This window comes from Nocardiopsis suaedae, from assembly GCF_027706745.1.
GTDB classification, from domain to species: Bacteria; Actinomycetota; Actinomycetes; order Streptosporangiales; family Streptosporangiaceae; genus Nocardiopsis_A; species Nocardiopsis_A suaedae.
This window is the reverse complement of record NZ_JAQFWP010000010.1, coordinates 38,026-60,808: the sequence shown is the minus strand read 5'-3', so window position 1 is coordinate 60,808 and position 22,783 is coordinate 38,026. Positions and strand designations below refer to the sequence as shown.

17 protein-coding genes, 1 pseudogene and 1 riboswitch are annotated in these 22,783 nt (G+C 75.2%); of the genes and pseudogenes, 1 reads left to right on the top strand and 17 read right to left on the bottom strand.

Going from position 1 to position 22,783, the window contains the following annotated elements:
- Positions 1-77 precede the first annotated feature (77 nt).
- From gatA to mnmA, 7 genes are all read right to left on the bottom strand, one after another.
- Positions 78-1,577, bottom strand: a complete 1,500-nt coding sequence (gene gatA, locus O4U47_RS07500; protein WP_270676891.1) for an Asp-tRNA(Asn)/Glu-tRNA(Gln) amidotransferase subunit GatA — start codon at positions 1,575-1,577, stop codon at positions 78-80.
- Positions 1,577-1,876 carry an Asp-tRNA(Asn)/Glu-tRNA(Gln) amidotransferase subunit GatC gene (gene gatC / locus O4U47_RS07495; protein WP_017625672.1) on the bottom strand — a complete coding sequence of 100 codons (300 nt, stop codon included), beginning with the start codon at positions 1,874-1,876 and terminating at the stop codon, positions 1,577-1,579. The genes gatA and gatC overlap by 1 nt, the downstream gene beginning before the upstream one ends.
- 27 nt (positions 1,877-1,903) lie before the next feature.
- Complete coding sequence (locus O4U47_RS07490) at positions 1,904-3,955, bottom strand: putative bifunctional diguanylate cyclase/phosphodiesterase (protein WP_270676890.1); 2,052 nt, start codon at positions 3,953-3,955, stop codon at positions 1,904-1,906.
- A gap of 126 nt (positions 3,956-4,081) precedes the next feature.
- Entirely contained in the window at positions 4,082-6,280 is a 2,199-nt protein-coding gene (gene ligA, locus O4U47_RS07485; RefSeq protein ID WP_270676889.1) for an NAD-dependent DNA ligase LigA, read from the bottom strand.
- Positions 6,281-6,311: 31 nt separating this feature from the next.
- Complete coding sequence (locus O4U47_RS07480; RefSeq protein WP_270676888.1) at positions 6,312-7,346, bottom strand: uroporphyrinogen decarboxylase/cobalamine-independent methonine synthase family protein; 1,035 nt, start codon at positions 7,344-7,346, stop codon at positions 6,312-6,314.
- Positions 7,339-7,845 carry a DedA family protein gene (locus O4U47_RS07475; protein ID WP_270676887.1) on the bottom strand — a complete coding sequence of 169 codons (507 nt, stop codon included), beginning with the start codon at positions 7,843-7,845 and terminating at the stop codon, positions 7,339-7,341. Before O4U47_RS07475 ends, O4U47_RS07480 begins: the two co-directional genes overlap by 8 nt.
- 57 nt (positions 7,846-7,902) lie before the next feature.
- Positions 7,903-8,997 (bottom strand): tRNA 2-thiouridine(34) synthase MnmA, encoded by a 1,095-nt coding sequence (gene mnmA / locus O4U47_RS07470; RefSeq protein WP_270676886.1) that lies wholly within the window; start codon positions 8,995-8,997, stop codon positions 7,903-7,905.
- Between the two features lie 67 nt (positions 8,998-9,064).
- Here mnmA and O4U47_RS07465 point away from each other — a divergent pair, with 67 nt between their 5' ends.
- Positions 9,065-10,222, top strand: a complete 1,158-nt coding sequence (locus O4U47_RS07465) for a DUF695 domain-containing protein (RefSeq protein WP_270676885.1) — start codon at positions 9,065-9,067, stop codon at positions 10,220-10,222.
- 3 nt (positions 10,223-10,225) lie between these two features.
- Here the strand turns inward: O4U47_RS07465 and O4U47_RS07460 are convergent, their stop codons facing one another.
- From O4U47_RS07460 to glgP, 10 genes and pseudogenes are all read right to left on the bottom strand, one after another.
- Positions 10,226-11,401 (bottom strand): cysteine desulfurase family protein, encoded by a 1,176-nt coding sequence (locus O4U47_RS07460; protein ID WP_270676884.1) that lies wholly within the window; start codon positions 11,399-11,401, stop codon positions 10,226-10,228.
- 159 nt (positions 11,402-11,560) lie between these two features.
- Positions 11,561-12,505 (bottom strand): electron transfer flavoprotein subunit alpha/FixB family protein, encoded by a 945-nt coding sequence (locus tag O4U47_RS07455; protein ID WP_270676883.1) that lies wholly within the window; start codon positions 12,503-12,505, stop codon positions 11,561-11,563.
- A gap of 30 nt (positions 12,506-12,535) precedes the next feature.
- Positions 12,536-13,315, bottom strand: a complete 780-nt coding sequence (locus O4U47_RS07450; RefSeq protein WP_270676882.1) for an electron transfer flavoprotein subunit beta/FixA family protein — start codon at positions 13,313-13,315, stop codon at positions 12,536-12,538.
- Between the two features lie 244 nt (positions 13,316-13,559).
- Positions 13,560-15,482, bottom strand: coding sequence for a serine/threonine-protein kinase (locus tag O4U47_RS07445; protein WP_270676881.1), 1,923 nt, complete (start codon positions 15,480-15,482; stop codon positions 13,560-13,562).
- Positions 15,483-15,643: 161 nt separating this feature from the next.
- Positions 15,644-16,177, bottom strand: a pseudogene (locus O4U47_RS07440) (YbaK/EbsC family protein); the annotation flags it as partial.
- Positions 16,178-16,205: 28 nt separating this feature from the next.
- Complete coding sequence (locus tag O4U47_RS07435; RefSeq protein ID WP_270676880.1) at positions 16,206-16,994, bottom strand: enoyl-CoA hydratase-related protein; 789 nt, start codon at positions 16,992-16,994, stop codon at positions 16,206-16,208.
- A 61-nt stretch (positions 16,995-17,055) separates the two neighbouring features.
- Positions 17,056-17,766: an energy-coupling factor transporter transmembrane component T gene (locus tag O4U47_RS07430; RefSeq protein WP_270676878.1), complete on the bottom strand. Its 711-nt coding sequence runs from the start codon at positions 17,764-17,766 to the stop codon at positions 17,056-17,058.
- Positions 17,760-19,283 (bottom strand): ABC transporter ATP-binding protein, encoded by a 1,524-nt coding sequence (locus O4U47_RS07425; RefSeq protein ID WP_270676877.1) that lies wholly within the window; start codon positions 19,281-19,283, stop codon positions 17,760-17,762. The genes O4U47_RS07430 and O4U47_RS07425 overlap by 7 nt, the downstream gene beginning before the upstream one ends.
- Complete coding sequence (locus O4U47_RS07420) at positions 19,280-19,867, bottom strand: ECF transporter S component (protein WP_270676876.1); 588 nt, start codon at positions 19,865-19,867, stop codon at positions 19,280-19,282. Before O4U47_RS07420 ends, O4U47_RS07425 begins: the two co-directional genes overlap by 4 nt.
- A 60-nt stretch (positions 19,868-19,927) precedes the next feature.
- Positions 19,928-20,033: riboswitch (TPP riboswitch) on the bottom strand.
- Between the two features lie 62 nt (positions 20,034-20,095).
- Positions 20,096-22,726 carry an alpha-glucan family phosphorylase gene (gene glgP, locus O4U47_RS07415; protein WP_270676874.1) on the bottom strand — a complete coding sequence of 877 codons (2,631 nt, stop codon included), beginning with the start codon at positions 22,724-22,726 and terminating at the stop codon, positions 20,096-20,098.
- Positions 22,727-22,783 lie beyond the last annotated feature (57 nt).

Here is a 22,783-nt window from a genome sequence, read left to right as displayed (position 1 = left end):
GGCCTGAGGCGCACGGAAGGGGCGGAGGGTCTTCCCTCCGCCCCTTCTTCGTGTCCTGCGTGTCCGCCGGTGCCCGCTCAGACCGCGTACGGGCTGCCGCTGAGGAAGTCGGCCCCGCTGCGGTCGCGCAGCGCCGCCTCCACCGCGGCGCCCACCCGGTAGGCGCGGTCGTCGGCCATGGCCGGCGCCATCACCTGCAGCCCCACCGGGAGCCCGTCCTCGGGCGCCAGCCCGCAGGGCACCGACAGCGCCGCGTTGCCCGCCAGGTTGGTCGGGATGGTGCACAGGTCGGCCAGGTACATCGCCATCGGGTCACCGGTCCGCTCGCCCAGCGGGAACGCCGTGGTCGGCGCGGTCGGCGAGACCAGCACGTCCACGCCCTCGAACGCCGCCTCGAAGTCCCGCTTGATGAGCGTGCGCACCTGCTGCGCCGACCCGTAGTAGGCGTCGTAGTAGCCGCTGGACAGCGCGTAGGTGCCCAGGATGATGCGGCGCTTGACCTCCGGTCCGAACCCCTCGGCCCGGGTCAGCGCCATCACCTCCTCGGCGCTGCGGGTGCCGTCGTCGCCGGTGCGCAGCCCGTAGCGCATGGCGTCGAACCGGGCCAGGTTGGACGAGCACTCGCTGGGCGCGATCAGGTAGTAGGCGGCCAGCGCGGTGTCGAAGCTGGGGCAGGACACCTCGACGACCTTGGCGCCCATCGACTCCAGCAGCTCCACGCTCTCCTGGAACCGGGTGAGCACCCCGGCCTGGTACCCCTCCCCGGACAGCTCCTTGACCACGCCCACGCGCAGCCCGGCCACGTCCGCCCGGCGGGCCGCCTCGGCCACCGGCGGCACCGGCGCGTCGATGGAGGTGGAGTCGCGCGGGTCGTGCCCGGAGAAGGCCTCCTGCAGCAGCGCCGCGTCCAGCACGTTGCGGGCGAAGGGGCCCGGGGTGTCCAGCGAGGAGGCGAAGGCGATCAGCCCGTACCGGGAGGAGCCGCCGTAGGTGGGCTTGGCGCCCACCAGGCCGCACACCGCCGCGGGCTGGCGGATGGAGCCCCCCGTGTCGGTGCCGGTGGCCAGCGGCGCCTCGAAGGCGGCCACGGCCGCCGAGGAGCCGCCGGAGGAGCCGCCCGGCACCCGGGAGGCGTCCCACGGGTTGCGGGTGGGGCCGAAGGCCGAGTTCTCCGTGGACGAGCCCATCGCGAACTCGTCCATATTGGTCTTGCCCAGCACCACCAGCCCGGCCTCGCGCAGCCGCGCGGTGACCGTGGCGTCGTAGGGCGGCCGGTACCCCTCCAGGATGCGGGAGGCCGCGGTGGTGGGCATGTCCGTGGTGGTGAACACGTCCTTGTGCGCCACCGGCACCCCGGCCAGCGGGCCCAGGTCCTCCCCCGCGGCGCGGCGCTCGTCCACCGCGCGCGCCTGGGCCAGCGTGGTCTCCCGGTCCACGTGCAGGAACGCGTTGACCTCCGGCTCGGCCAGCGCGACGCGGTCCAGGTAGGCCTCGGCCGCCTGCACCGCCGACACCTGCCCCGCGGCGATCGCCGAGCCGAGCTCGGCGGCGGTCATGCGGATCAGTTCGGCGCCCATCACTCCTCCTCCCCCAGGATCTGCGGGACCCGGAAGCGCTGGTCCTCGACGGCCGGTGCGGCGGCCAGGGCCTGCTCGGGGGTGAGGCCGGGCCGGGCCTCGTCGGGACGGTGGACGTTGGCCAGCGGCAGGGCGTGCGAACTCGGCGGGATGTCGCCCTCGGCGGCCTGCTGGACCTTGGCCACCGCGGAGATGATCTCATCGAGCTGGGCGGCGAGGTGGTCGAGTTCGTCCTCGTTCAGCGCCAGCCGCGACAACCGGGCGAGGTGCGCGACCTCATCACGGGTGATGGCGGACATGGATTGCTAACCGTTCTCTTCTTGCAGTCAGGGCGCCTCAATCCTATGGCCGTCGTGGGCGCCCCCGTGCGCGCGCAGCCACGCGGCCGCCTCGGCGGCCTCCAGCGGCGGGGAGAACAGCCGCCCCTGGGCGGCGTGGCAGCCCATCGCGGCCACCGCCTCGGCCACCCCCTCGGACTCCACGCCCTCGGCCACCGCCCGCATGCCCAGCGTGCCCACCAGGTCGATCGCCGAGGCGACGATCACCCGCCCGTCGGCGTCCTCCTCCACCCGGCGCACGAACGAGCCGTCGATCTTGATCTCCTGCACCGGCAGCCCGTTGAGCCGGGCCAGGGTGAAGTAGCCGGTGCCGAAGTCGTCCAGGGACAGCGGCACCCCCAGGTCGGACAGGGCCAGGATGACCGGGGCCACCGCGTCGGCCTCGGCGACCATCACCCGCTCGCCGATCTCCAGGCGCAGCGCCGCGGGCGGCACCCCGTGCCGCCGCAGCCCGGCGGCGACCACATCGGGCAGGGCCGGGTCGAGCAGCTCGCGCGCGGACAGGTTCACCGACACCGGCAGCTCCACGCCTTCCGCCCGCCACCGCGCCACCTGGGACAGGGTCTGCTCCAGCACCTCGTGGGTGAAGCCGCGCATCAGGTAGGACTGCTCGATCAGCGGCACGAACTCGTGCGGGTCCAGCACCCCGCGGCGCGGGTGGCGCCAGCGCACCAGCGCCTCCAGCCCGACCGGCCGCCGGTCCGACAGGTCCACGGTGGGCTGGTAGAACATCTCCAGCTCCTTCTCCACCAGGGCGCGGCGCAGCTCGCCGAAGAGGCTGAGCCGGGCGGTGGAGTTGCGGTCCTTGTGCGGGGCGTACAGCTCCACCCCGGTGCGGGCCTCCTTGGCCACGTACATGGCCACGTCGGCGCGCTGCATCAGCAGCTCGAAGTCGGGGGCGTGGTTGGGGTAGAGCGCGATGCCGACGCTGGCCTCCAGGTCGAAGTCCATCCCGTCCAGCCGCACCGGCTCGGCCAGGGCCACCCGCAGCCGGGCGGCCACCTCGCGGGCCGAGGCGGCGTCGCGCACCTGCGGCAGCAGCACCGCGAACTCGTCCCCGCCGAGCCGGGCCACCAGGTCGCCGGGGCGCACGCTGTGCGTCAGGCGCAGCGCCACGGTCTGCAGCAGCCGGTCCCCGGTGGGGTGCCCCAGGGTGTCGTTGACCTCCTTGAACCGGTCCAGGTCGAGCAGGAGCAGGCCGACCCGGTGGTGGCGCTGGCGGGCCTCGCCCAGGGCCTGCTGGGTGCGCAGGATGAGCAGCTTGCGGTTGGCCAGCCCGGTGAGCTCGTCGTGGTTGGCCTGGTGCTCGCGCTTCACCGACAGGGTGGCGCTGGTGTACAGCGCGGCCAGCGGGAAGGCGAACAGCGGCACCAGCCAGATGGAGTGCACCATGGCCGCCACCACCAGCGGGGCCAGGCTGAGCAGCACCGCGTTGACGAACAGCCGCTGGCCGATGTCCTTGCCCAGCACGCTGTGCAGCGGCACCCGCTCGTGCATGGCCACCGCGCACTCCACCAGCACCAGGTTGGTGACGAAGTAGGCGGCCCCGGCCAGGCCCACCAGCAGCAGCTCGGCGCCCTGCGGCACCCACGGCCCGGCGGAGGCCGCGGGGTGGAACAGCCGCATGACGGCGTCGGCCACCCCGAAGCTCAGCACGTACTGGGCGAGGTTGAAGGCGGTGCGGTGGGCGGCGTGCCGCCGGGCGATCCCGGCCACCACCGTGGCCACCGCCTGCACCAGGGCCGCCGCGGGCAGCCCGAAGAAGATCAGCAGCGCGAAGGAGAACGGCAGCGAGGTGGGGGCGCCGCTGGTGGCCGGGGCGTTCGGGGTGGCGATGGGCCGCAGCTCACCGATGACGACCATGCACAGCACGACCCAGACGAGCGGTTCATCGGCCAGCGCCGCCAGGCCCGAGGGGCCGGTCCACACCAGGGACCCGCCGAGGAGGCCGCACCCGGCGACCGTGGTGCCCGCCAGGTACAGCCAGAGCGGCGTGCCGACCCGCGGGCCCACGTCACGGGTGTTGTTCGGGTCCTTCATCGCGTTCCGGGCACCCCCTCTCGTACCTTCCAGGCACAGCTTACGACGCTTCATCACCTGCTGTCGCCGCACAAGGACTTTAGGTGAGCCTTGGAGGTTTGCGCCCGATTCCGGAAGAACGCCCGGTCAGCCGGTCTCCTCCCCGTCGTCGGCGACGCGCGCGAGCTTCCTGGCCTCATCCGGCCCAGCGGCCAGCAGCACCCCGAAGCCCTCCTCGTCGAGGACCGGAACCCCCAGCTTCAGGGCCTTGTCGTACTTGCTCCCGGGGCTCTCCCCGGCCACCAGGAAATCGGTCTTCTTGGAGACCGATCCGGTCACCCGCCCCCCGGCCTCGGCGGCGGCCTCCTTGGCGCCGTCCCGGCTGTAGCCCTCCAGCGAGCCGGTCACCACCAGGGTCACCCCGTCCAGCGGCCGCGGCCCCGACCCGGCGCCCTCGTCCTCCATGCGCACCCCGGCCTCGCGCCACTTGCGCACGATCGCGCGGTGCCAGTCCTCGGAGAACCACTCCCGGATGGAGGAGGCGATGGTGGGGCCCACACCGTCCACCGAGGCCAGCTCCTCCTCGGTGGCGGCCTCGATGGCGTCCATCGACCGGAAGTGGCGCGCCAGGTCCTCGGCGGCGCGCGGCCCCACGTGCCGGATGGACAGCGCCACCAGCACCCGCCACAGCGGCCGCTCCTTGGCCGCCTCCAGCTCCTCGAAGAGCTTCTCCACGGTCTTCTTGGGCTCGCCGTCCTGGTTGGCGAAGAACGTCACCACCTTGCGCTCGCCCGTCCTGGGGTCGAGCTTGGGCTCGGTGGTGTCGGGGTCCAGAACCAGGGTGCGGATGGGCAGCAGCCGCTCCACCGACAGGCCGAACAGGTCGCCCTCGTCCTTGAGCGGCGGCTCGGACGGCTCCAGCGGCTGGGTCAGCGCGGTGGCCGCCACGTACCCCAGCGTCTCGATGTCCAGCGCCTTGCGCCCGGCGATGTAGAACAGCCGCTCGCGGAGCTGCCCCGGGCAGGAGCGGGCGTTGGGGCAGCGCAGGTCGACGTCGCCCTCCTTCTGCTGCCCGAGCGCGGTGCCGCACTCGGGGCAGGCCTCGGGCATGGCGAAGGCCCGCTCGGAGCCGTCCCGCGCCTCGGTGACCGGACCGAGGATCTCGGGGATGACGTCCCCGGCCTTGCGCAGCCGCACGGTGTCGCCGATGAGCACGCCCTTGCGCTCGACCTCCTGGGCGTTGTGCAGGGTGGCGAACTCCACTTCGGACCCGGCCACCCGCACCGGCTCCATCACCCCGTAGGGGGTGACCCGGCCGGTGCGGCCCACGTTCACCCGGATGTCCACCAGCTCCGTGGTGACCTCCTCGGGCGGGTACTTGTAGGCGATCGCCCAGCGCGGCGCCCTGCTGGTCGAGCCCAGGCGGCGCTGCAGCGCCACGTCGTCGACCTTGACCACCACGCCGTCGATCTCGTAGGCGGGGTCGTGCCGGTGGTCGCCGTAGTGGGCCACGTACTCGGCCACCGCGTCCAGGTCGGGCAGGACCCTGTAGCGGTCGCTGACCGGCAGCCCCCAGTCCCGCAGCATGTCGTACACGTGCGACTGGCGGGCGAAGTCCACGCCGCGGTGCTCGCCCACGCCGTGGCAGATCATGGTCAGCGGCCGGGTGGCGGTGATCCGCGGGTCCTTCTGCCGCAGCGACCCGGCGGCGCCGTTGCGCGGGTTGGCGAACTCGGCCTTGCCGTCGGCCACCAGGCGGCGGTTGAGCTCCTCGAACTCGGCCACCGGGAGGAAGACCTCGCCGCGCACCTCCAGCAGCTCGGGGGCCGGGCGCACGCTCTCGTCCAGCCGTTCGGGGAGAGCGGCGATGGTGCGGGCGTTGAGCGTGATGTCCTCGCCCACCCGGCCGTCGCCGCGGGTGGCGGCGGTGGTCAGCCGCCCGTTCTCATAGACCAGGTCGATGGCCAGGCCGTCGATCTTCAGCTCGCACAGGTAGGCGTCGACCGGCGCCTCGCCCTCCACCCGCGCCGCCCAGGCGGCCAGCTCCTCGGCGTTGAAGGCGTTGTCCAGGCTCTCCATCCGGCGCAGGTGCTCCACCGGCGCGAACAGGTTGCTGATGGGCGCGCCGACCTTCTGCGTCGGCGAGTCCTGCGTGACCAGCTGCGGGTAGCGGTCCTCGATCGAGCGCAGCTCGCCCATCAGCCCGTCGTACTCGGCGTCCGAGATGACGGGCGTCTTCATGTAGTACCGGTAGCTGTGGTCGTCGATCTCCTGCGACAGCTCGGCATGGCGCTCGCGCACCTCGTCGGGGACGGAACCGACTGCGGTCGACCTCTCCGCGCTCACCCAGGGCGTCCTTTCCTCATCCAGCGCCGTGTCACCGCCGCGGCTCGTCGCGCAGCACCCGCGCGGCCGCCCGGCAGACGGCCAGCGCCTCGCGCGCGCCGTCCGGGGACGCGCCCGCCAGGCCGCACGCGGGGGCGCACACCACGGCGTCGGCGAGCGCCTCCGGGGCGAGGCCGATGCGGTTCCACAGCTCCCGTACAGGATCGACGGTACTGCCCAGGTCGGACAGTCCTTCCCCGCGACGCGGGCCGGTGCCCGGAACCACACCCATAATGAGACCGACGCCGTCCTCCAGGGCCGTGCCCAGGGCCTCGTCGTCCCCGCGGCCGAGGAGCGCCGCGTCCAGCGCCAGGGCGCGGAAGCCGCACCGGTGGAACAGGGAGACCGGTGCGCCCTCGGCGCAGCAGTGCACCGCCGGGACCGCACCGGCGTCGGCGACGGCGGCGGCCAGCGCGCGCAGCCGCTCCTCGACCCGCACCCGGTCGGGGGCGGGGATGCGGCGCAGCCCGCTGGCGGTGGGCACCCGCCCGGCCGCGACGGCGGGCAGGCCCGGCTCGTCGACCTGCACCAGCAGGCGCGCCCCGGGCAGCCGCCCGGCCACCTCGGCGATGTGTGCGCGCAGGCCCTCCTCCAGGGAGGCGGCCAGGTCGGCCGCGGCGCCGTGGTCGGAGAGCATCCGCTCGCCGCCGCGCAGCTCCACCGCGGCCGCCAGCGTCCAGGGACCGGCCACCTGGAGCTTGAACGCGCCCTGGAAGGCGGCGCCGTGCCGCTGCACGGCGTCCAGGTCCCAGGACAGGAAGCTGCGGGCGCGCGCCAGGTCCCGGCCGGGGGCGCGGGCCACCCGCCACCCGGTCGGCTGCACCTCCAGCGGCAGGTCGGCCAGCAGGGCGGCGGCGCGGCCGACGGTGTCGGCCCCGGCGCCGCGGGCGGGAAGCTCGGGCAGGTGCGGAAGGTCGGGCAGTTCGCCGAAGACGGTGCGCGCCGCCTCGTCGGGGTCGGTCCAGGGGTAGGACCCCATGCCGGTGGCGCTCGCGGCGGGCCAGGGATAGCGTCGGGGCTCAGTCACGTCCGACAAGGGTAGGCGAACCCTCGGCGGCGCGGGCGGCGCGGCGCCGCCGGTACACCAGGACGGCGGCCACCGCGGCGACGGCCGCCAGGACGAGCGCCACGGCCAGCGCGGGCGAGCGGGTGAAGGCGTTCCACCAGGCGGCGATGACCGCCATCCCGACCGTGCCGTGCAGTGCGGCCCACAGGGCGCACCCGGGCAGCATCGCGGCCAGGTACCGCGCGAAGTGCATCCGCATCGCCCCGGCCACCAGGTGCACGGCGGTCTGCACGCCCACGGTCAGGTAGGCGAAGGTGACCACGGGCGGGCCGAACCGGTTGATCAGCCGCTCGGCGCGGCCCAGGCGCGCCCCCAGGCGCTCGCCCGCCCGCGACCGGTGCACGCCGGCGCCCAGCCCCCGGCCGATCCAGTAGGTGGCCTGGGTGCGGGCGAAGACGATGGCGAACAGCGCCGAGTAGACGATCCAGAAGGGACGCCCCTCCAGGAACCCGTACTCCATGCGCCCTCCCGGTGCCCGCGCCGCCTGGACCCCCCGGACGGCATTGCTAAGGCTAACCTAACCCGATACGGCCGGGGAAGGGGCGGGCTCGGTGGCGCCGATCGTCGCCGACCCCAGCACCGCCGCGCCGTCGTAGAACACCGCGGTCTGCCCCGGGGCCACCCCGGCCGCCGGCGCGTCCAGCTCGATGCGCAGCCCCGCGCCGTCGGGCCGCACGGTGCAGCCGTACACCTCCCCGTGCGCGCGCAGCTGCACGGTGCAGGCCAGTGGGCCCTCGTCGGCGGCGGGCGCGGCGCGGCCGCTCCACACCGGGCGGTCGCCGCGGATCGCCCCGACCCGCAGCGAGGAGCGCGGGCCCACCGTCACCGTGTTCTCCACCGGCTCGATGGACAGCACGTAGCGCCGCTCCGGAGCCCCGCCCAGGTCCAGCCCCTTGCGCTGGCCCACGGTGAAGGCGTGCGCCCCCTCGTGCTCGCCCACGACGGTGCCGGACTCGTCCTTGATCGGCCCCGGGGCGCCGCCCAGGCGCCCCTTGAGGAACCCGGCGGTGTCGCCGTCGGCGATGAAGCAGATGTCGTGGCTGTCCGGCTTGTCGGCCACCGCCAGCCCACGCCGCGCCGCCTCGGCCCGCACCTCCTCCTTGGTGCAGTCGCCCAGCGGGAACATCGCGTGCTCCAGCTGCTCGCGGGTGAGCACCCCCAGCACGTACGACTGGTCCTTGCCCTCGTCCACGCTGCGCACCAGGCGGCCGTCCGCCTTGCGCACGTGGTGGCCGGTGCACACCGCGTCGAAGCCCAGCGCCACCGCCCGGTCCAGCACCGCCTCGAACTTGATCTTCTCGTTGCAGCGCAGGCACGGGTTGGGGGTGCGCCCGGCGGCGTACTCGGCGACGAAGTCCTGGACCACGTCCCGGTCGAACTCCTCGGCCATGTCCCACACGTAGAACGGGATGCCGATCACGTCGGCCGCCCGCCGGGCGTCCCGGGAGTCCTCCACCGTGCAGCAGCCCCGGGCCCCCGTCCGGTAGGACCGCGGGTTCTTGGAGAGCGCCAGGTGGACGCCGGTCACCTCGTGCCCCGCCTCGGCGGCGCGGGCGGCGGCCACGGCCGAATCGACGCCGCCGGACATGGCGGCCAGTACGCGCAGAGTCATAGCCCCTCCAGGGTATGCGCCCCCGGGGCGGGCCCAGGACACCTCCCGCTTCTGCGAAAATCGGACCATGGCTCTGTTCCGTCGCCGCCGCTCCCCCGAGTCCGACTCCGCCGTCACCATCGACGCCTTCTGGGCCGCCTGGCCCGAGCTGCGCACCGCGCTGGCGTCGGCCGTCGACGCCGGAGAACCCGTACCCGAGCAGGCGGCGGCGCGCCTGACCGAGCTGGTGCAGCGCATCCACCCCGCCCTGGGGTGGGACGTGGGCCGCGCCCCCGAGCCCGCCGAGCCGGGCCCGGCGGGCCTGGACGCCCCGCTCGACGCCGACCCCGAGGACCTGCTGCGGCAGCTGGCCGAGCAGGACGAGGCGGTGGGCGGTCCGGCCCCCGACTACGCACTCACCCTGCGCCCCGGCCCCGACGACGAGGCGCGGGTGCTGTCCGAGCGCTGGTCGCGCGCGGCCCCCGGGGAGCCGGAGTGGGTGTTCCGCCCCGCCGTCCCCGCCGACCACCGGGCGCTCACCGGGGGCCTGGACTGGAACGGCCACGAGCTGGACCTGTCGCACGCCACCGTGGAGCTGCGGGTGGACCAGCGCCGGGGCCGCGTCGACGCCGGGGTCTACCACCCCGACTTCATGTTCCTGCCCGAGGAGGACCGGGCCGGGGTCGCCGAGCACGTGGTGCTGCTCGCCGTGGGCGAGGACGACCGGGTGCGCGCCGTGGGCGAGGTCCGCCCGCTGGTGGACAAGCCGCTGGACCCGCTGCCGCCCACCGCCGTGCCCTCGGTCGTCGAACAGCTCACCGGCGGCTCGGGCGGCTCCTGGGTGTCCTTCCGGGCGCGGGTGCCGCTGCGCGGCGTGATCGAGGTGCAGGCCCGCCACCCCCTGCGCCGCCGCGACTTCCCGGCCTTCACCCTGCTGGCCCGCGTCGAGCTGGCCTACACCGACACCGACGACGAGCGCCAGCCCACCGCCGAGGCCGCCGCCGAGATGGACGCCTTCTCCCAGCGGCTGCAGCGGGTGGCCGGCGGCGACGGCGCCCTGTTCGGCCAGGAGACCTCCGCCGGGAAGCGGCGGCTCTACCTGTACCTGGACCCCGAGGCCGGGGTGATGGGCCCGCTGGAGGAGGCCGCGCGGCAGTGGCCGCACGGCGCCTCGGTCGGCAGCAGCATGGACCCGGACTGGCGGTTCATCGGAGCGCTGACCCAGCCCATCCGGCGGCAGCGCTAGAGCTCAGCGCCGCCGCTTGCCGCGCGCGGCGCGGGCCCGCTCCACCGCGGGGCCGATCGCCGCGCCCAGTGCCTCCACGTCCGCCGCCGTCGAGCCGCGGCCCAGGCTGAACCGGAGCGAGCCCAGCGCGGTGTCGGTGTCGGCGCCCATCGCCAGCAGCACGTGCGAGGGCCGGGCCACCCCGGCCGTGCACGCCGACCCGGTCGAGCAGGCGATGCCCTGGGCGTCCAGCAGCATCAGCAGCGCGTCGCCCTCGCAGCCGGGGAAGGAGAAGTGGGCGTTGCCCGGCAGGCGGTCCTCCGGGTCGCCGTTGAGCACCGCGTCCGGCACCGCCTTGTGCACGGTGCGCACCAGCTCCTCGCGCAGCCGCGCCAGGTGCCCGGCGTGCTCGGCGCGCTCGGCCGCCGCCAGCCGCGCCGCCTCGGCGAAGCCCCGCAGCAGCGGCGGCGCCAGCGTCCCCGAGCGCACGTCCCGCTCCTGGCCCCCGCCGTGCAGTACCGGCTCCGGGTCCACCCCGCGCGCCAGCACCAGCGCGCCCGCGCCCACCGGCCCACCGATCTTGTGCGCCGAGGCGGTCAGCGCCGCCAGGCCCGCGTGCGCGGAGAAGTCCACCTCCAGGGCGCCCACGGCCTGCACGGCGTCGGTGTGCATCGGCACCCCGTACTCGGCGGCCACGGCGGCCAGCTCGGCCACCGGCTGCACGGTGCCGACCTCGTTGTTGGCCCACATGACCGAGACCAGCGCCACACCGTCGGGGTCGCGGGCGATCGCGGCGCGCAGGTCCTCCGGGCGGACCGCGCCGCGGCCGTCCACCGGAAGCTCCTCGACCACGGCGCCCTGGCGCCCGCCCAGCCAGTGCGCCGGGTCCAGCACCGCGTGGTGCTCCACCGCGCTCACCAGCACCCGGCGCCGCCGGGGGGCGGCCGCCGACCGCGCCCAGTACAGGCCCTTGACCGCGAGGTTGTCGGCCTCGGTGCCGCCCGCGGTGAACACCACCTCGTTCGGGGAGGCCCCCAGAGCCCCGGCGATGTCCTCGCGGGCCTCCTCCACCGCCCGCCGGGCGGCCCGCCCGGCCCCGTGCAGCGCGGAGGCGTTCCCCAGGCGCCCGAACTCCTCGGTCATCGCGGCGAGGGCCTCGGGGCGCACGGCCGTCGTCGCGGCGTGATCCAGATACACCATGGCGCCCCCACGGATACGGCGGCCCGGAAGGGGTGGAACGCCCGGAGGGGTGCCGGGCAGGTACCCGGGTGGCAGAGGACCGAGGGCGACCCCCTCGCCTAGGACGGCGCGCGGCGGGCCCCGGGCGCATCGCCCGGGGCCCCGCCGCTCCGTGCGCCGCTACTTGCGCTTCCCGATCTCCTCGGTCAGCTGCGGGGCGACCGTGTGCAGGTCGCCCACCACGCCGAAGTCGGCGATCTCGAAGATCGGGGCCTCGGGGTCCTTGTTGACCGCCACGATGTTCTTCGAGGTCTGCATGCCGGCCCGGTGCTGGATCGCGCCGGAGATGCCCAGCGCGATGTACAGGTTCGGGCTGACCGTCTTGCCGGTCTGGCCGACCTGGAACTGGTTGGGGTACCAGCCCGCGTCGACCGCGGCGCGGGAGGCGCCCACGGCCGCGCCCAGCGCGTCGGCCAGCCCCTCCACCACGGTGAAGTCGTCCGAGCCGACGCCCCGGCCGCCGGAGACCACGATCGCGGCCTCGGTCAGCTCCGGGCGCTCGCCCTGCTCCTGGGCCACGCGCTCGACCACGCGGGCGCCCTTGGCGGCCGCGGAGACCTCGATGTCCACGGCCTCCACGGCGGCCTCGCCCGCCTGCGGCTCGGCCGGGACGGAGTTGGGCCGCACGGCCACCACCGGGGTGCCGGTGCGCACCTTGGCCTTGGTGACCATGGCGCCGCCGAAGATGCTGTGGTCGGTGACCAGCTCGGCGGAGACGTCGACGACGTCGGTGAGCACGCCCGAGCCCAGCTTGACCGCGGTGCGCCCGGCGATCTCCTTGTTCCCGGCGGTGGCCGAGACCAGGACCGCTCCGGCCCCCTTCTCCTCGGCCAGCCGGGCCAGCAGCTCGGCGGTGGGCGCCACGACGTGGTCGTTGAGCTCCGCCGGGGCGGTGTAGACCTTCTGCGCGCCGTACTCGGCCAGCTTGGCCGTGCCCGAGTCGGACGCCTCGCCGACCCACACGGCCGACGGCTCGCCGATCCGCCGGGCGGCGGTCAGCAGCTCGGTGGTGACCTTCTTGACCTCACCGTCGACGTGGTCGACGAGGACGAGGACCTCAGCCATTGGTAAAACCCCTCTTTCGTCTCCGCCGGCCTACACGAACTTCTTCTCGGCGAGGAAGTCGGCCGCCTTGGCGCCGCCGTCGCCCTCGTCCTTGACGATCGTCCCGGCGGCCCGCGGCGGCGCGGGGCTGGCCTCGACGGTCTCGGTGCCCGCGGCGGACACCCCGACCCGGTCGGCCTCGATGCCGGCGTCGGCGATGCCGAGCTTGGCCACCGGCTTCTTCTTGGCCTGCATGATCAGCTTGAAGGACGGGTAGCGCGGCTCGTTGATCTTCTCCACGACCGACACCACCGCGGGCAGCTGCGCCTCGACGACGTCGTAGCCGTAGTCGGTCTGGCGCTGGACCGTGACCGCGGTGCCCTCCACGTCGACCTTGCCCGCCAGGGTGAGCTGGGGCAGGCCCAGGTACTCGGCCAGGGCGGCGCCGACCACGCCGGTGCGCGCGTCGGTGGACTCCGACCCCAGGACGACCAGGTCGAACTCCAGGGTGCCCAGCGCCTTGGACAGCGCGTAGGCGGTCTGCAGCGCGTCCGAGCCGTGCAGCGCGTCGTCGACGAGGTGCACCGCCTTGTCGGCGCCCATGGACAGCGCCTTGCGGATGGAGTCGGTCGCCTGGTCCGGACCCATGGTCAGGACGGTGACCTCGCCCCCGTGCTTCTCGCGCAGGAGGAGGGCCTCCTCGATCGCGTACTCGTCGAGCTCGTTGATGACCCCGTCCGACGCGGCGCGGTCGAGCGTGAAGTCGTCGGACGTCAGTTTCCGCTCGGTCGCCGTGTCCGGGACCTGCTTGACCAAAACGACAATATTCATGGCCGGTGGCCGACCTCCCTGCACTCCGATGCGTCGCCCTCCGGCGGCGCGGACGCGGGCGCGTCCGTGGTCCCTAAGGGTGCCAAATGCGCTGGTCGCATCCGGCGCCGGGGGCGCGTTCCGGTCCCGCGCCCCGCGGGTTCGTCGTCGTGACACCCCCGATGTTACTGACTGGTAGCCCAGACGGCGAACGCGGGTGTGCGCTCAGAGCGAACATCAGGGCGGACCGGGGCCCGTCCCGTCCTCAGCCGCCGAACGGCTGGGAGGGCGACCACCCCGTCCACACCGGGGCCGAGGTGAACCCGAAGGAGAGCACCAGCAGCGCGAAGAGCACGGTGAACACGATCACGCCCCAGTAGACGTAGACGTTGCGGAAGCCCGCCTTGTCCACCAGCTCCATCGCCTGGCGCCGGGCGCCCTTGCCGTTGGGGCCCACCATGCTGCCCAGCACCATGAAGAACACCGCGTAGGAGCCCACGTTGTTGGCGGTGTTGGTATCGGTGACCAGCCCGATGATGATGCCCAGGACGACGCCGACGAGCAGGTACCCCATCCCGAACAGCAGGTTCACCCCCAGCGAGCGGATCAGCGCCACCGGCATGCTCAGCGCCACCACCATGGTGTCGGAGCTGCGCGGCCCGCGGGTCTGCAGCCGCCGGGCGTGGTCGGACTTGACCTTGTCCAGCGCGCCCAGGACGCTCACCGCCAGCATCCCCAGCACCAGGCCGATGGTGGGCACCACCAGCGCCAGCCCGGCGATCAGCGCCGCCACCGGGAGCAGGTAGAGCTTGGGCAGGTGCCAGCGCTCGTCGTCGTACTCGTCGCCGCCGTATCCGCCGAAGTAGTCCGACCACCGGTCGGTGCGGCTGCGGCGGCCGCCCCCCTCGCCGCCGTACTCGCGGGAGGTGGTGTAGCCCTCCTCGACGCCGTCGCCGCCGAACATCGCCGTCTGGTCGGGGGCGCCGCCGCGCCCCTGCTCCTGGCCGACCGGGGTCAGGATGTCGCGGAAGTCCTCGGGGCGCAGCGTGGAGTTGAAGTACTGGGTGTGCGGACCCTGCGCGGCGCCGTCGTCCTCGTCGTCGTCGGCGTAGTAGGTGCGCACCTGCGGTTCGGGCTCGGAGGGGGCCACCTGCGTGTGCTGCGCCTGCTGCGGCGCCTGCTGCGCCGAGGACGGATCGAACGCCTGCGTCCGCGGCGCCTCGGGCTCCTCAGGCGCCTCCGGCTCGGCGTACAGGGCCTGCTCCTGCTGCTGCGGCGGGCGCTCCTGCATGGGCGCGTGCACCGTGTGGCTGCCGGTCGTCCCCGACGCCGCGTAGGCCGCCATGTCGTCGCTGAGCGGCAGGTCCAGGTTGAGCCGCCCGGTCTCGGCCACCAGCTGGGCCGCGGTGGGGCGGGCCTCCATGTCCCGGGAGACCGCCGCGGTCACCAGCGGGCGCAGCTGGTCGGGCATCCCGTCCAGGCTGATCTCCCCGTTGAGGATGCGGAAGAAGATGACCTCGAACGACCCGGCGCCGTAGGGCGCCGTGCCGGTGGAGGCGAAGGCGACGGTGGCGCCCCAGGCGTGCACGTCGGTCGCCGGGCCGAGCGCGGTGCCCTCGATGACCTCCGGCGACAGGTAGCTGGGGGTGCCCACGAAGGTGCCGGTCTGGGTCAGCTTGGCGCCGTCCACCGCGTGGGCGATGCCGAAGTCGATGACGATGGGCTCGCCGTTGGAGATGATGACGTTGCCCGGCTTGAGGTCGCGGTGGATGACCTCGGCGGCGTGGATGTCGTCGATGGCGCGCGCCATGCCGCCCACGAAGCGGGTCAGCGCGCGCCCGCGCAGCGGGCCGTGGTTCTCCACGGTGGCGTCCAGGGTCGGGCCCGGGATGTACTCGGTGACCACCCAGGGCAGCTCGGCGTCGGTGTCGGCGTCGATGACCTCGGCGACGTTGCGGCTGCGCACCCGCCGCATGGTCTCCACCTCGCGGGCCAGCCGGGCGCGGGCGATCGCGTCCCCGGCCACCTCCGAACGCAGCACCTTGATCGCCACGAAGCGGTCCTGCCGGGGGTCGTGCCCCTGGTACACGACGCCCATGCCGCCCTGGCCGATGCGCCGCCGGATGGTGTAAGGGCCGACGCGTTCCGGCAGCTCCTCGCCCTCGGGGAAACCTGCCGTCATAGCCATTGCCTGCTCATCCCCTCAAACCCCGCATACCACCACACCAGCTTAGCCGTCGGCCGGGGGCCCTCCGCGGCCGTCGGCCGGGGCCCCGGAAGTTCGGGCGACCCCACGAGTATGACGGAAATCCGGGGCGCCCGGTTCCTCACCCCCCCGGCCGCGACCCCCAGTCCGTCGACGATCTGGGCCCCCGGAAGCCGCGCGAGGGCGGCGCCGGGCACGATGAGCTTGGCCGACCGCACCCCGGCGCCGATGACCGCCCGGGGGCGCTCCGCCGCGGCCGCGTCGACCAGGACCGGCCAATCCGGCGGCAGCCCCACCGGGGTGATGCCGCCGAAGGCCATCCCGGTCGCCTCCACCGCCTCCTCCTGGCGGGCGAAGGAGGCCTTGCGCGCCCCCAGCAGGCGGCGCACCGCCCCGTTGACGTCGGCCCGGGTGGTGGCGAGCACGACGCAGGCCGCCATGCGCACCTCGCCCGCCCGCTTGCCCGCCACGATCACGCAGTTGGCCGAGTCCTCCGGCGGCACGCCGTAGCGCCCGCAGCAGGCGGCCGTGTCGGCCAGGTCCGGGTCGATGGGCGCCACCAGCGGCTCCTCCTCGCCCCCGGCCCCCTTCCCGCCCTCCAGGGCGGCGGCGACGGGCGGGGCGAGCAGGTCGGGCCGCTCGCGGGCGGGCACGGCGTCGAATCCCCACACCTGCATCGGCTCACTCCTTCCTCGACGGGACCCCTCAGCGCCCGGTGAACTCGGCCTTGCCGGGGCCCTGCTCGACGAAGCTGCGCATCCCGGCCTTCTGGTCCTCGGTGCCGAACAGGCCGGAGAACCACCCGCGCTCGATCTCCAGGCCGGTGTCCAGGTCGGTCTCCAGGCCCCGGTCGATCGCCTCCTTGGCCGCGCGCAGCGCCACCGCGGGGCCGCCCGCGTACCGGGCCGCCCGCTCCACCGCCTCGGCGTACACCCGGCCGGCCGGGACCACCGCGTCGACCAGTCCGATGCGCTCGGCCTCGGCGGCGCCCACGTGGCGCCCGGTGAAGACGAGGTCCTTGGCCCGGGCCGGTCCGATCAGGCGCGGCAGGCGCTGGGTGCCCCCCGCGCCCGGGATGATGCCCAGCTGGATCTCGGGCTGGCCCAGCTTGGCGTCCTCGGCCGCGATCCGGAAGTCGGCGCACAGCGCCAGCTCGCACCCGCCGCCGAGGGCGTAGCCGGTGATCGCGGCGACCACCGGCTTGGGCACCCGCGCCACGGCCGTGAAGCAGTCCTGGAGGGTGCGCGAGTGGGCGCTCATGTCGGCGAACGACATGTCGGCCATCTCCTTGACGTCGGCCCCGGCGGCGAAGACCCGCTCACCGCCGTAGAGGACCACGGCCGCCACCGAGGCGTCGGCGGCGACCTCCTCGGCGGCCGCCCCGATCTCCCGCTGCACCTGCGCGTTGAGCGCGTTCATCTTGGGGCGGTCCAGCCGCACCACCGCCACCGCCGGGTGGGTCGGGTCCTTCTCCACACGCACGAACTCCGGCACGTCGGTCGCCTCCTGTACCCGCTGTTGCCCGCTGCCTGTCACCCAGGTGTCTACCACGCGCTCACGCGAACAGCGGGCGCCAGGCCCCCAGCCACAGGGAGAGGCCGTAGGCGGCGGCCAGCACGGCGGCCGTGGCCGCCAGCAGCGCCGTGTCGGCCCCCGTCCACACGCTGCGCCGGGCGTGCGTGCGCGGCCCGGTACCGAACCCGCGCGCGTCCATCGCCGCCGCGAGCCGCGTCCCCGTCCGCACCGCCCGCACCAGCAGCGCGAACACCTTCCCCGCGAACAGGCGCACCGCGGCGGCGGGCCGCCCGCCCGCCTCCAGGCCGCGCGCACGGCGGGCCAGGGTGAGGGTGCGCCACTGCTCCGCCAGCAGCGGCACCAGGCGCAGCGCCGCCAGCACCCCCAGGGCCGGCCGCTCGGGCACCCGGAGCCGCTGCACCAGCGCGTCGGCGGTCTCGGTGGGGTCGCTGGTGAGCACCGCCAGCACGCACGGCAGGGCGATGGCCGCCAGCCGCACCCCCAGCCCCAGCGCGGCCATCGGACCGGCGTCCCCGTAGAGCAGGTTGACCACCGCCACCGACCCCGCCGCCAGCAGCAGCGGCGGGAACAGCACCAGCGCGGCCCGCGCCGGGATCCCGGCGAACGGCAGCAGCAGGACGACGGCCGCCAGCACCACCCCGGGGGTGACGGGGTCCACCACCGGCGCCAGCGCGGCGGCGACCAGCAGGGCCGCCACCAGCTTGGCCGCCGGGTTGCGGCGCTTCAGCACGGCTCCTCCCCCTGCCCGCGCTCCCCCGCCGCCAGGCGCAGCTCGGCGTCGGCGAACCCGCCGAGCAGCCGCTCGTCGTGGGTGGCCGCGACCACGGCCCGGCCCTCGGTGCGCAGCCCGTGCAGCAGCTGCGCCAGCTCCGCCCAGGTCACCGCGTCCTGCCCGAAGGTCGGCTCGTCCAGCAGCAGCACGTCGGGGGCGTGCTCGGGCCCCGCGCTCAGCGCGGTGGCCACCGACAGGCGGCGCTTCTCCCCGCCGGACAGGGTGAAGGGGTGGGCACCGGCCAGGCCCTCCAGCCGCAGCCGCCCCATCAGCTCGGCGGCCCAGGCCCGCGCCCGGCGCGCGCCCAGCCCGGCGCGCAGCGGCGCGAACTCCAGCTCATCGCGGACCGACCCGGTGACGAACTGGTCCTCGGCGTGCTGGAAGACGGTCCCCACCCGACCGGCGAGCCGCCGGGCGGGCCAGCGCACCAGGTCGCGCCGGTCGGCCCCGGCCAGCGGACCGGCGGGGCGCACCCGGCCGCCGTCCGGGCGGGCCAGCCCGCCCAGCAGCCCCAGCAGGGTCGACTTGCCCGCGCCGTTGGGCCCCGTCAGCGCCGTGACCGCGGCGGCGGGCACGTCGGCCTCCACCCCGTCCAGCACGGCGCGGCGGCCGCGCGAGGGCGCGCCGGGGCCGCGGGGCTCCAGCGCGCGAACGGACCGCGCCTCGATCAGCGCCTCCCCCGGGCGGCCGTGGCCGCGCGGGGCCCCGGGCTCGCGCCCCGGCACCCACACCCCGCGCGCCGCGAGGTCGGCGCCGCGGTCGGCGAACACCCGCTCGGGCGGGCCGTCGGCGGCCACGCCGCCGCCCGGCTCCAGCACCACGACCCGGTCGACCAGGCCGACCGCCTCGGCCACCCGGTGCTCCACCAGCACCAGGGTGGCGCCGCTGCGCGCGGCCAGGTCGGCCACGACCCCGCGGACCAGCGCGGCCCCGGCCGGGTCGAGGTTGGCGGTGGGCTCGTCGAGCAGCAGCAGCCGCGGCCGCATGGCCAGCGCCCCGGCGATCGCCAGGCGCTGCTGCTCGCCGCCGGACAGCGCGGCGGTGGACCGGTCGGTGCCGTAGGGGAAGCCCACGTCCTCCAGGGCGGCGCGCACCCGCGGGCCGATCTCCTCGGGCGGAACGCCCAGGTTCTCCGGCCCGAAGGCCGCGTCGTCCCCGGCGCGCGCCATCACCAGCTGGGCCTGCGGGTCCTGGCCCACCAGGGCCGCGCCGCCGCGCCCGCGCCGGGCGGGGGCGCCGTCCAGCAGCAGCTCCCCCTCGGACTCGCCGGTGACCGCGGCGTCCGGCCCGGTCAGCCCGGCCAGGGCGTGCAGCAGGGTGGACTTGCCCGCCCCCGAGGGGCCGAGCAGCAGCACCCGCTCCCCCGGCGCGACGGACAGGTCCACCCCGCGCAGCGACCAGGCGTCGCGCCCGGCGTAGCGCCAGCCCCACCCGGACAGCTCCACGCGGGCACCCTCAAGGGCGTCCGCGCTCATCCGCGGGCCGACGGGAACGGCGACAGCGCCCCGGCGCGGGCCAGCGCGGTGGTGAGCGCCCGGCTCCCCGCGCCGCCGATGGCGGCGGCGCTGACCACCACGATCACCCCGTAGGCCAGCATGAAGTGCGGCGGCCAGGTCGGGTAGTACAGGGTCAGGTCCATGGCCACCGGCGCCAGCCCGGCCACCGCGCCCGCGGCCACCGACACGCCCATGCCCCAGCGGCGGTACCGGGTGGCGGCGAACACCAGCTCGGGCAGCAGCCCCTGGAGCAGCCCGGCGACGAGCACCATCAGCCCCCAGGAGGTGCCCAGCAGGGCCGAGACGGCCGCGGCGGCCAGCGAGGTCAGCACGCCCGCGCCGGGCCTGCGGATCACCAGCATGCCCAGCACGCCCGGCACCAGCCACATCCCGTAGATCACGGCCTGGGCCGGCGGGAAGAACAGGAACACGGGCCCGGTCGCCGACCAGAGCATGCCCCAGATCCAGAACACGACGCCGACGGCGACGCCGAGCACGGCGGCGACGACGATGTCCACGGTGCGCCAGCGGACCGAGCCCGCCTGCGGATTCGCGGTCTTCAATGGATGTCCCTTCGCATCGGTTGCGACACGAGGGGGCGTGAGCCAAGAGCGCCCGTCGCGCGGGCGGGTCCTACGACTTCCTTCGCCGGCATGATCCGGATCAGGTGTCTAAGGGTCTGCGGCCGGACCGCACTCTCAGCGCCGGAGCGCTCCCCTGTCGTTGCCCGTCCATTATGACCGATGGCCGCGAAAGGGACATATCACTCCGACAACGACCCGGCCCACGCTTCACCGCAGCACGATGCCGTCGTCCATCGCCTGCGGCGGATCGGGCACCGCCACCAGGCCCATCTCCACCGGGCAGGTCAGACGCGGGTGGTGCGGCAGCACCCGCACCGTGTACCCGCAGGCCCCGGCCCGCGACAGCGGCGCCGTGCCGGTGTAGCGCAGCAGCGCCCCCTCGCCGCCGTCCGGCTTCAGCTCCACCGCCAGCGGCTCCTCCAGGCGGTCCCCCTCGTCCACCCGGCCGATCAGCGCCTCCACCCGCACGTCCCGCGGCTCCAGACCGCCCAGCACCACCGTGGCGTGCACCGCCAGCTCTCCGCCCACCTGCGGCGCCTCCTGCCCGCCCGCCACGTCCACGTGCTGGATGCGCACGCCGGACCAGCCCGCGCGCACCCGCCGCTTCCACCCGGCCAGCTCCCGCGCCCCGGCCGCGCCGTCGGCCAGCAGGTGGCGCGAGGAGTCGGCCGCGCCCTGGTAGAGCCGCTCGGTGTACTCGCGCACCATCCGGGTGGCCAGGACCTTGGGCCCCAGCGACACCAGGGTGTGCTTGACCATCTCCAGCCAGCGCTTGGGCAGCCCGGCGGCGTCGCGGTCGTAGAACAGCGGCGCCACCCGGTTCTCCACCAGGTCGTAAAGGGCGTGGGCCTCCAGGTCGTCGCGGCGCTCGGGGTCCTCGACGCCGTCGGCGGTGGGGATGGCCCATCCGTTCGACCCGTCGAACCACTCGTCCCACCAGCCGTCGCGCACCGACAGGTTGAGCCCGCCGTTCAGCGCCGACTTCATCCCCGAGGTGCCGCTGGCCTCCAGCGGGCGCAGCGGGTTGTTCAGCCACACGTCGCACCCCTGCACCAGGGCGGTGGCCAGCGCCATGTCGTAGTCGGGCAGGAACACCAGGCGGTGCCGCACCCGCGGGTCGTCGCCGAAGCGCACGATCTCCTGGATGAGCCGCTTGCCGCCCTCGTCGGCCGGGTGCGCCTTGCCCGCGATGACGATCTGCACCGGCCGGTCCGGGTGGAGCAGCAGCCGCCGCAGCCGCTCGGCGTCGCGCAGCATCAGGGTGAGCCGCTTGTAGGAGGGCACCCGGCGGGCGAAGCCGATGGTGAGCACCTCGGGGTCGAGCGCCTCGTCCACCCAGCCCAGCTCGGGGGCGCCCGCCCCGCGCGCCCGCCACGAGGCGCGCAGCCGCTCCCGGGCCTCCTCGACCAGCCGGGTGCGCAGCACCCCGCGCATGTGCCACAGCTCGGCCTCGTCGGCGCCGGTGACCTTGCGCCACCCCTCGGGGCCGGTGAACTCCCCGGAGTCGGGCACCAGGCGCGCGGCGAGCTCCTGGGCCTCCTCGGCGACCCAGGTGCGGGCGTGCACCCCGTTGGTGACCGCGGCGATGGGCAGCTCGTCGGCGTCGAACCCGGGCCACAGCCCCTGGAACATCGACCGGCTCACCGCCCCGTGCAGGCGGCTGACCCCGTTGGCGCGCTGGGCCATGCGCAGCCCCATGACCGCCATGTTGAAAACGCCCGGGTCGCCCCCGTCGTGGTCCTCGGCGCCCAGCGCGAGCAGCCGGTCGGCCGGCAGCCCCGGCACCGCCGGGGAAGGACCGGCCAGGTGGCGGCGGACCGACTCGCGCGCGAACCGGTCGATCCCGGCCGGGACGGGGGTGTGGGTGGTGAACACCGTGCCCGCGCGCGCGGCCTCCACCGCCTCGTCGAAGCCCAGGCCGTACTCCATGTACTCGCGGACCCGCTCCAGCCCCAGGAACCCGGCGTGGCCCTCGTTCATGTGGAACACCTCGGGCACCGGGTGGCCCGTGCGCTCGCAGTAGAGCCGCACCGCGCGCACCCCGCCCACGCCGAGCAGGATCTCCTGGCGCAGCCGGTGCTCGCCCCCGCCCCCGTAGAGCCGGTCGGTGACCGCCCGCATCTGCGGGGAGTTGCCCTCGTGCATGGCGTCCAGCAGCAGCAGCGGCACCCGCCCCACCCGGCACACCCAGATGCGGGCGGCGAGCCGCTCGCCGTCGGGCATGTCCACCGCCACCTCGGCCGGGGCGCCCTCCGCCCCGGCCAGCCGGGACACCGGCAGGCCCTCCGGGTCGACCTCGGGGTAGGACTCCAGCTGCCACCCCTCGGGCGAGAGCGTCTGGGCGAAGTAGCCGTGCCGGTAGAGCAGCCCCACCCCGACCATCGGCAGGCCCAGGTCGCTGGCGCTCTTGAGGTGGTCCCCGGCCAGGATGCCCAGGCCGCCGGAGTACTGCGGCAGCGCGGAGGTGAGCCCGTACTCGGCGGAGAAGTAGGCCACCGCGGCCGGAGGCGCCTCCCGCCCGGCCGCCGCGGCCTCCTCGGCCGCGCGCTGGTACCAGCGCGGCTCGGCCCGGTAGGCGTCCAGGTCGGCGGCGGCCTCGGCGACGCGCGCGGTGAACGGGGCGTCGCCGGCCAGCGCGGCCAGCCGGTCGGCCCCGGCGTCGCCGAGCAGGCGCACCGGGTCGCCCCCGGCCGCGCGCCACAGGTCCGGGTCGACGGCGCGGAAGACCTCCCGGGTCGGGGCGTGCCAGGCCCAGCGCAGGTTGGCGGCGAGCCGCCCCAGCGGGGCCAGCGGCTCGGGCAGGACGGTACGGACGGTGAATCTGCGGATGGCCTTCACGCAGCGGCACGCTAGTCCAGCGGCGGCCCGCGCACCAGGACGCCGCGCAATTTCACG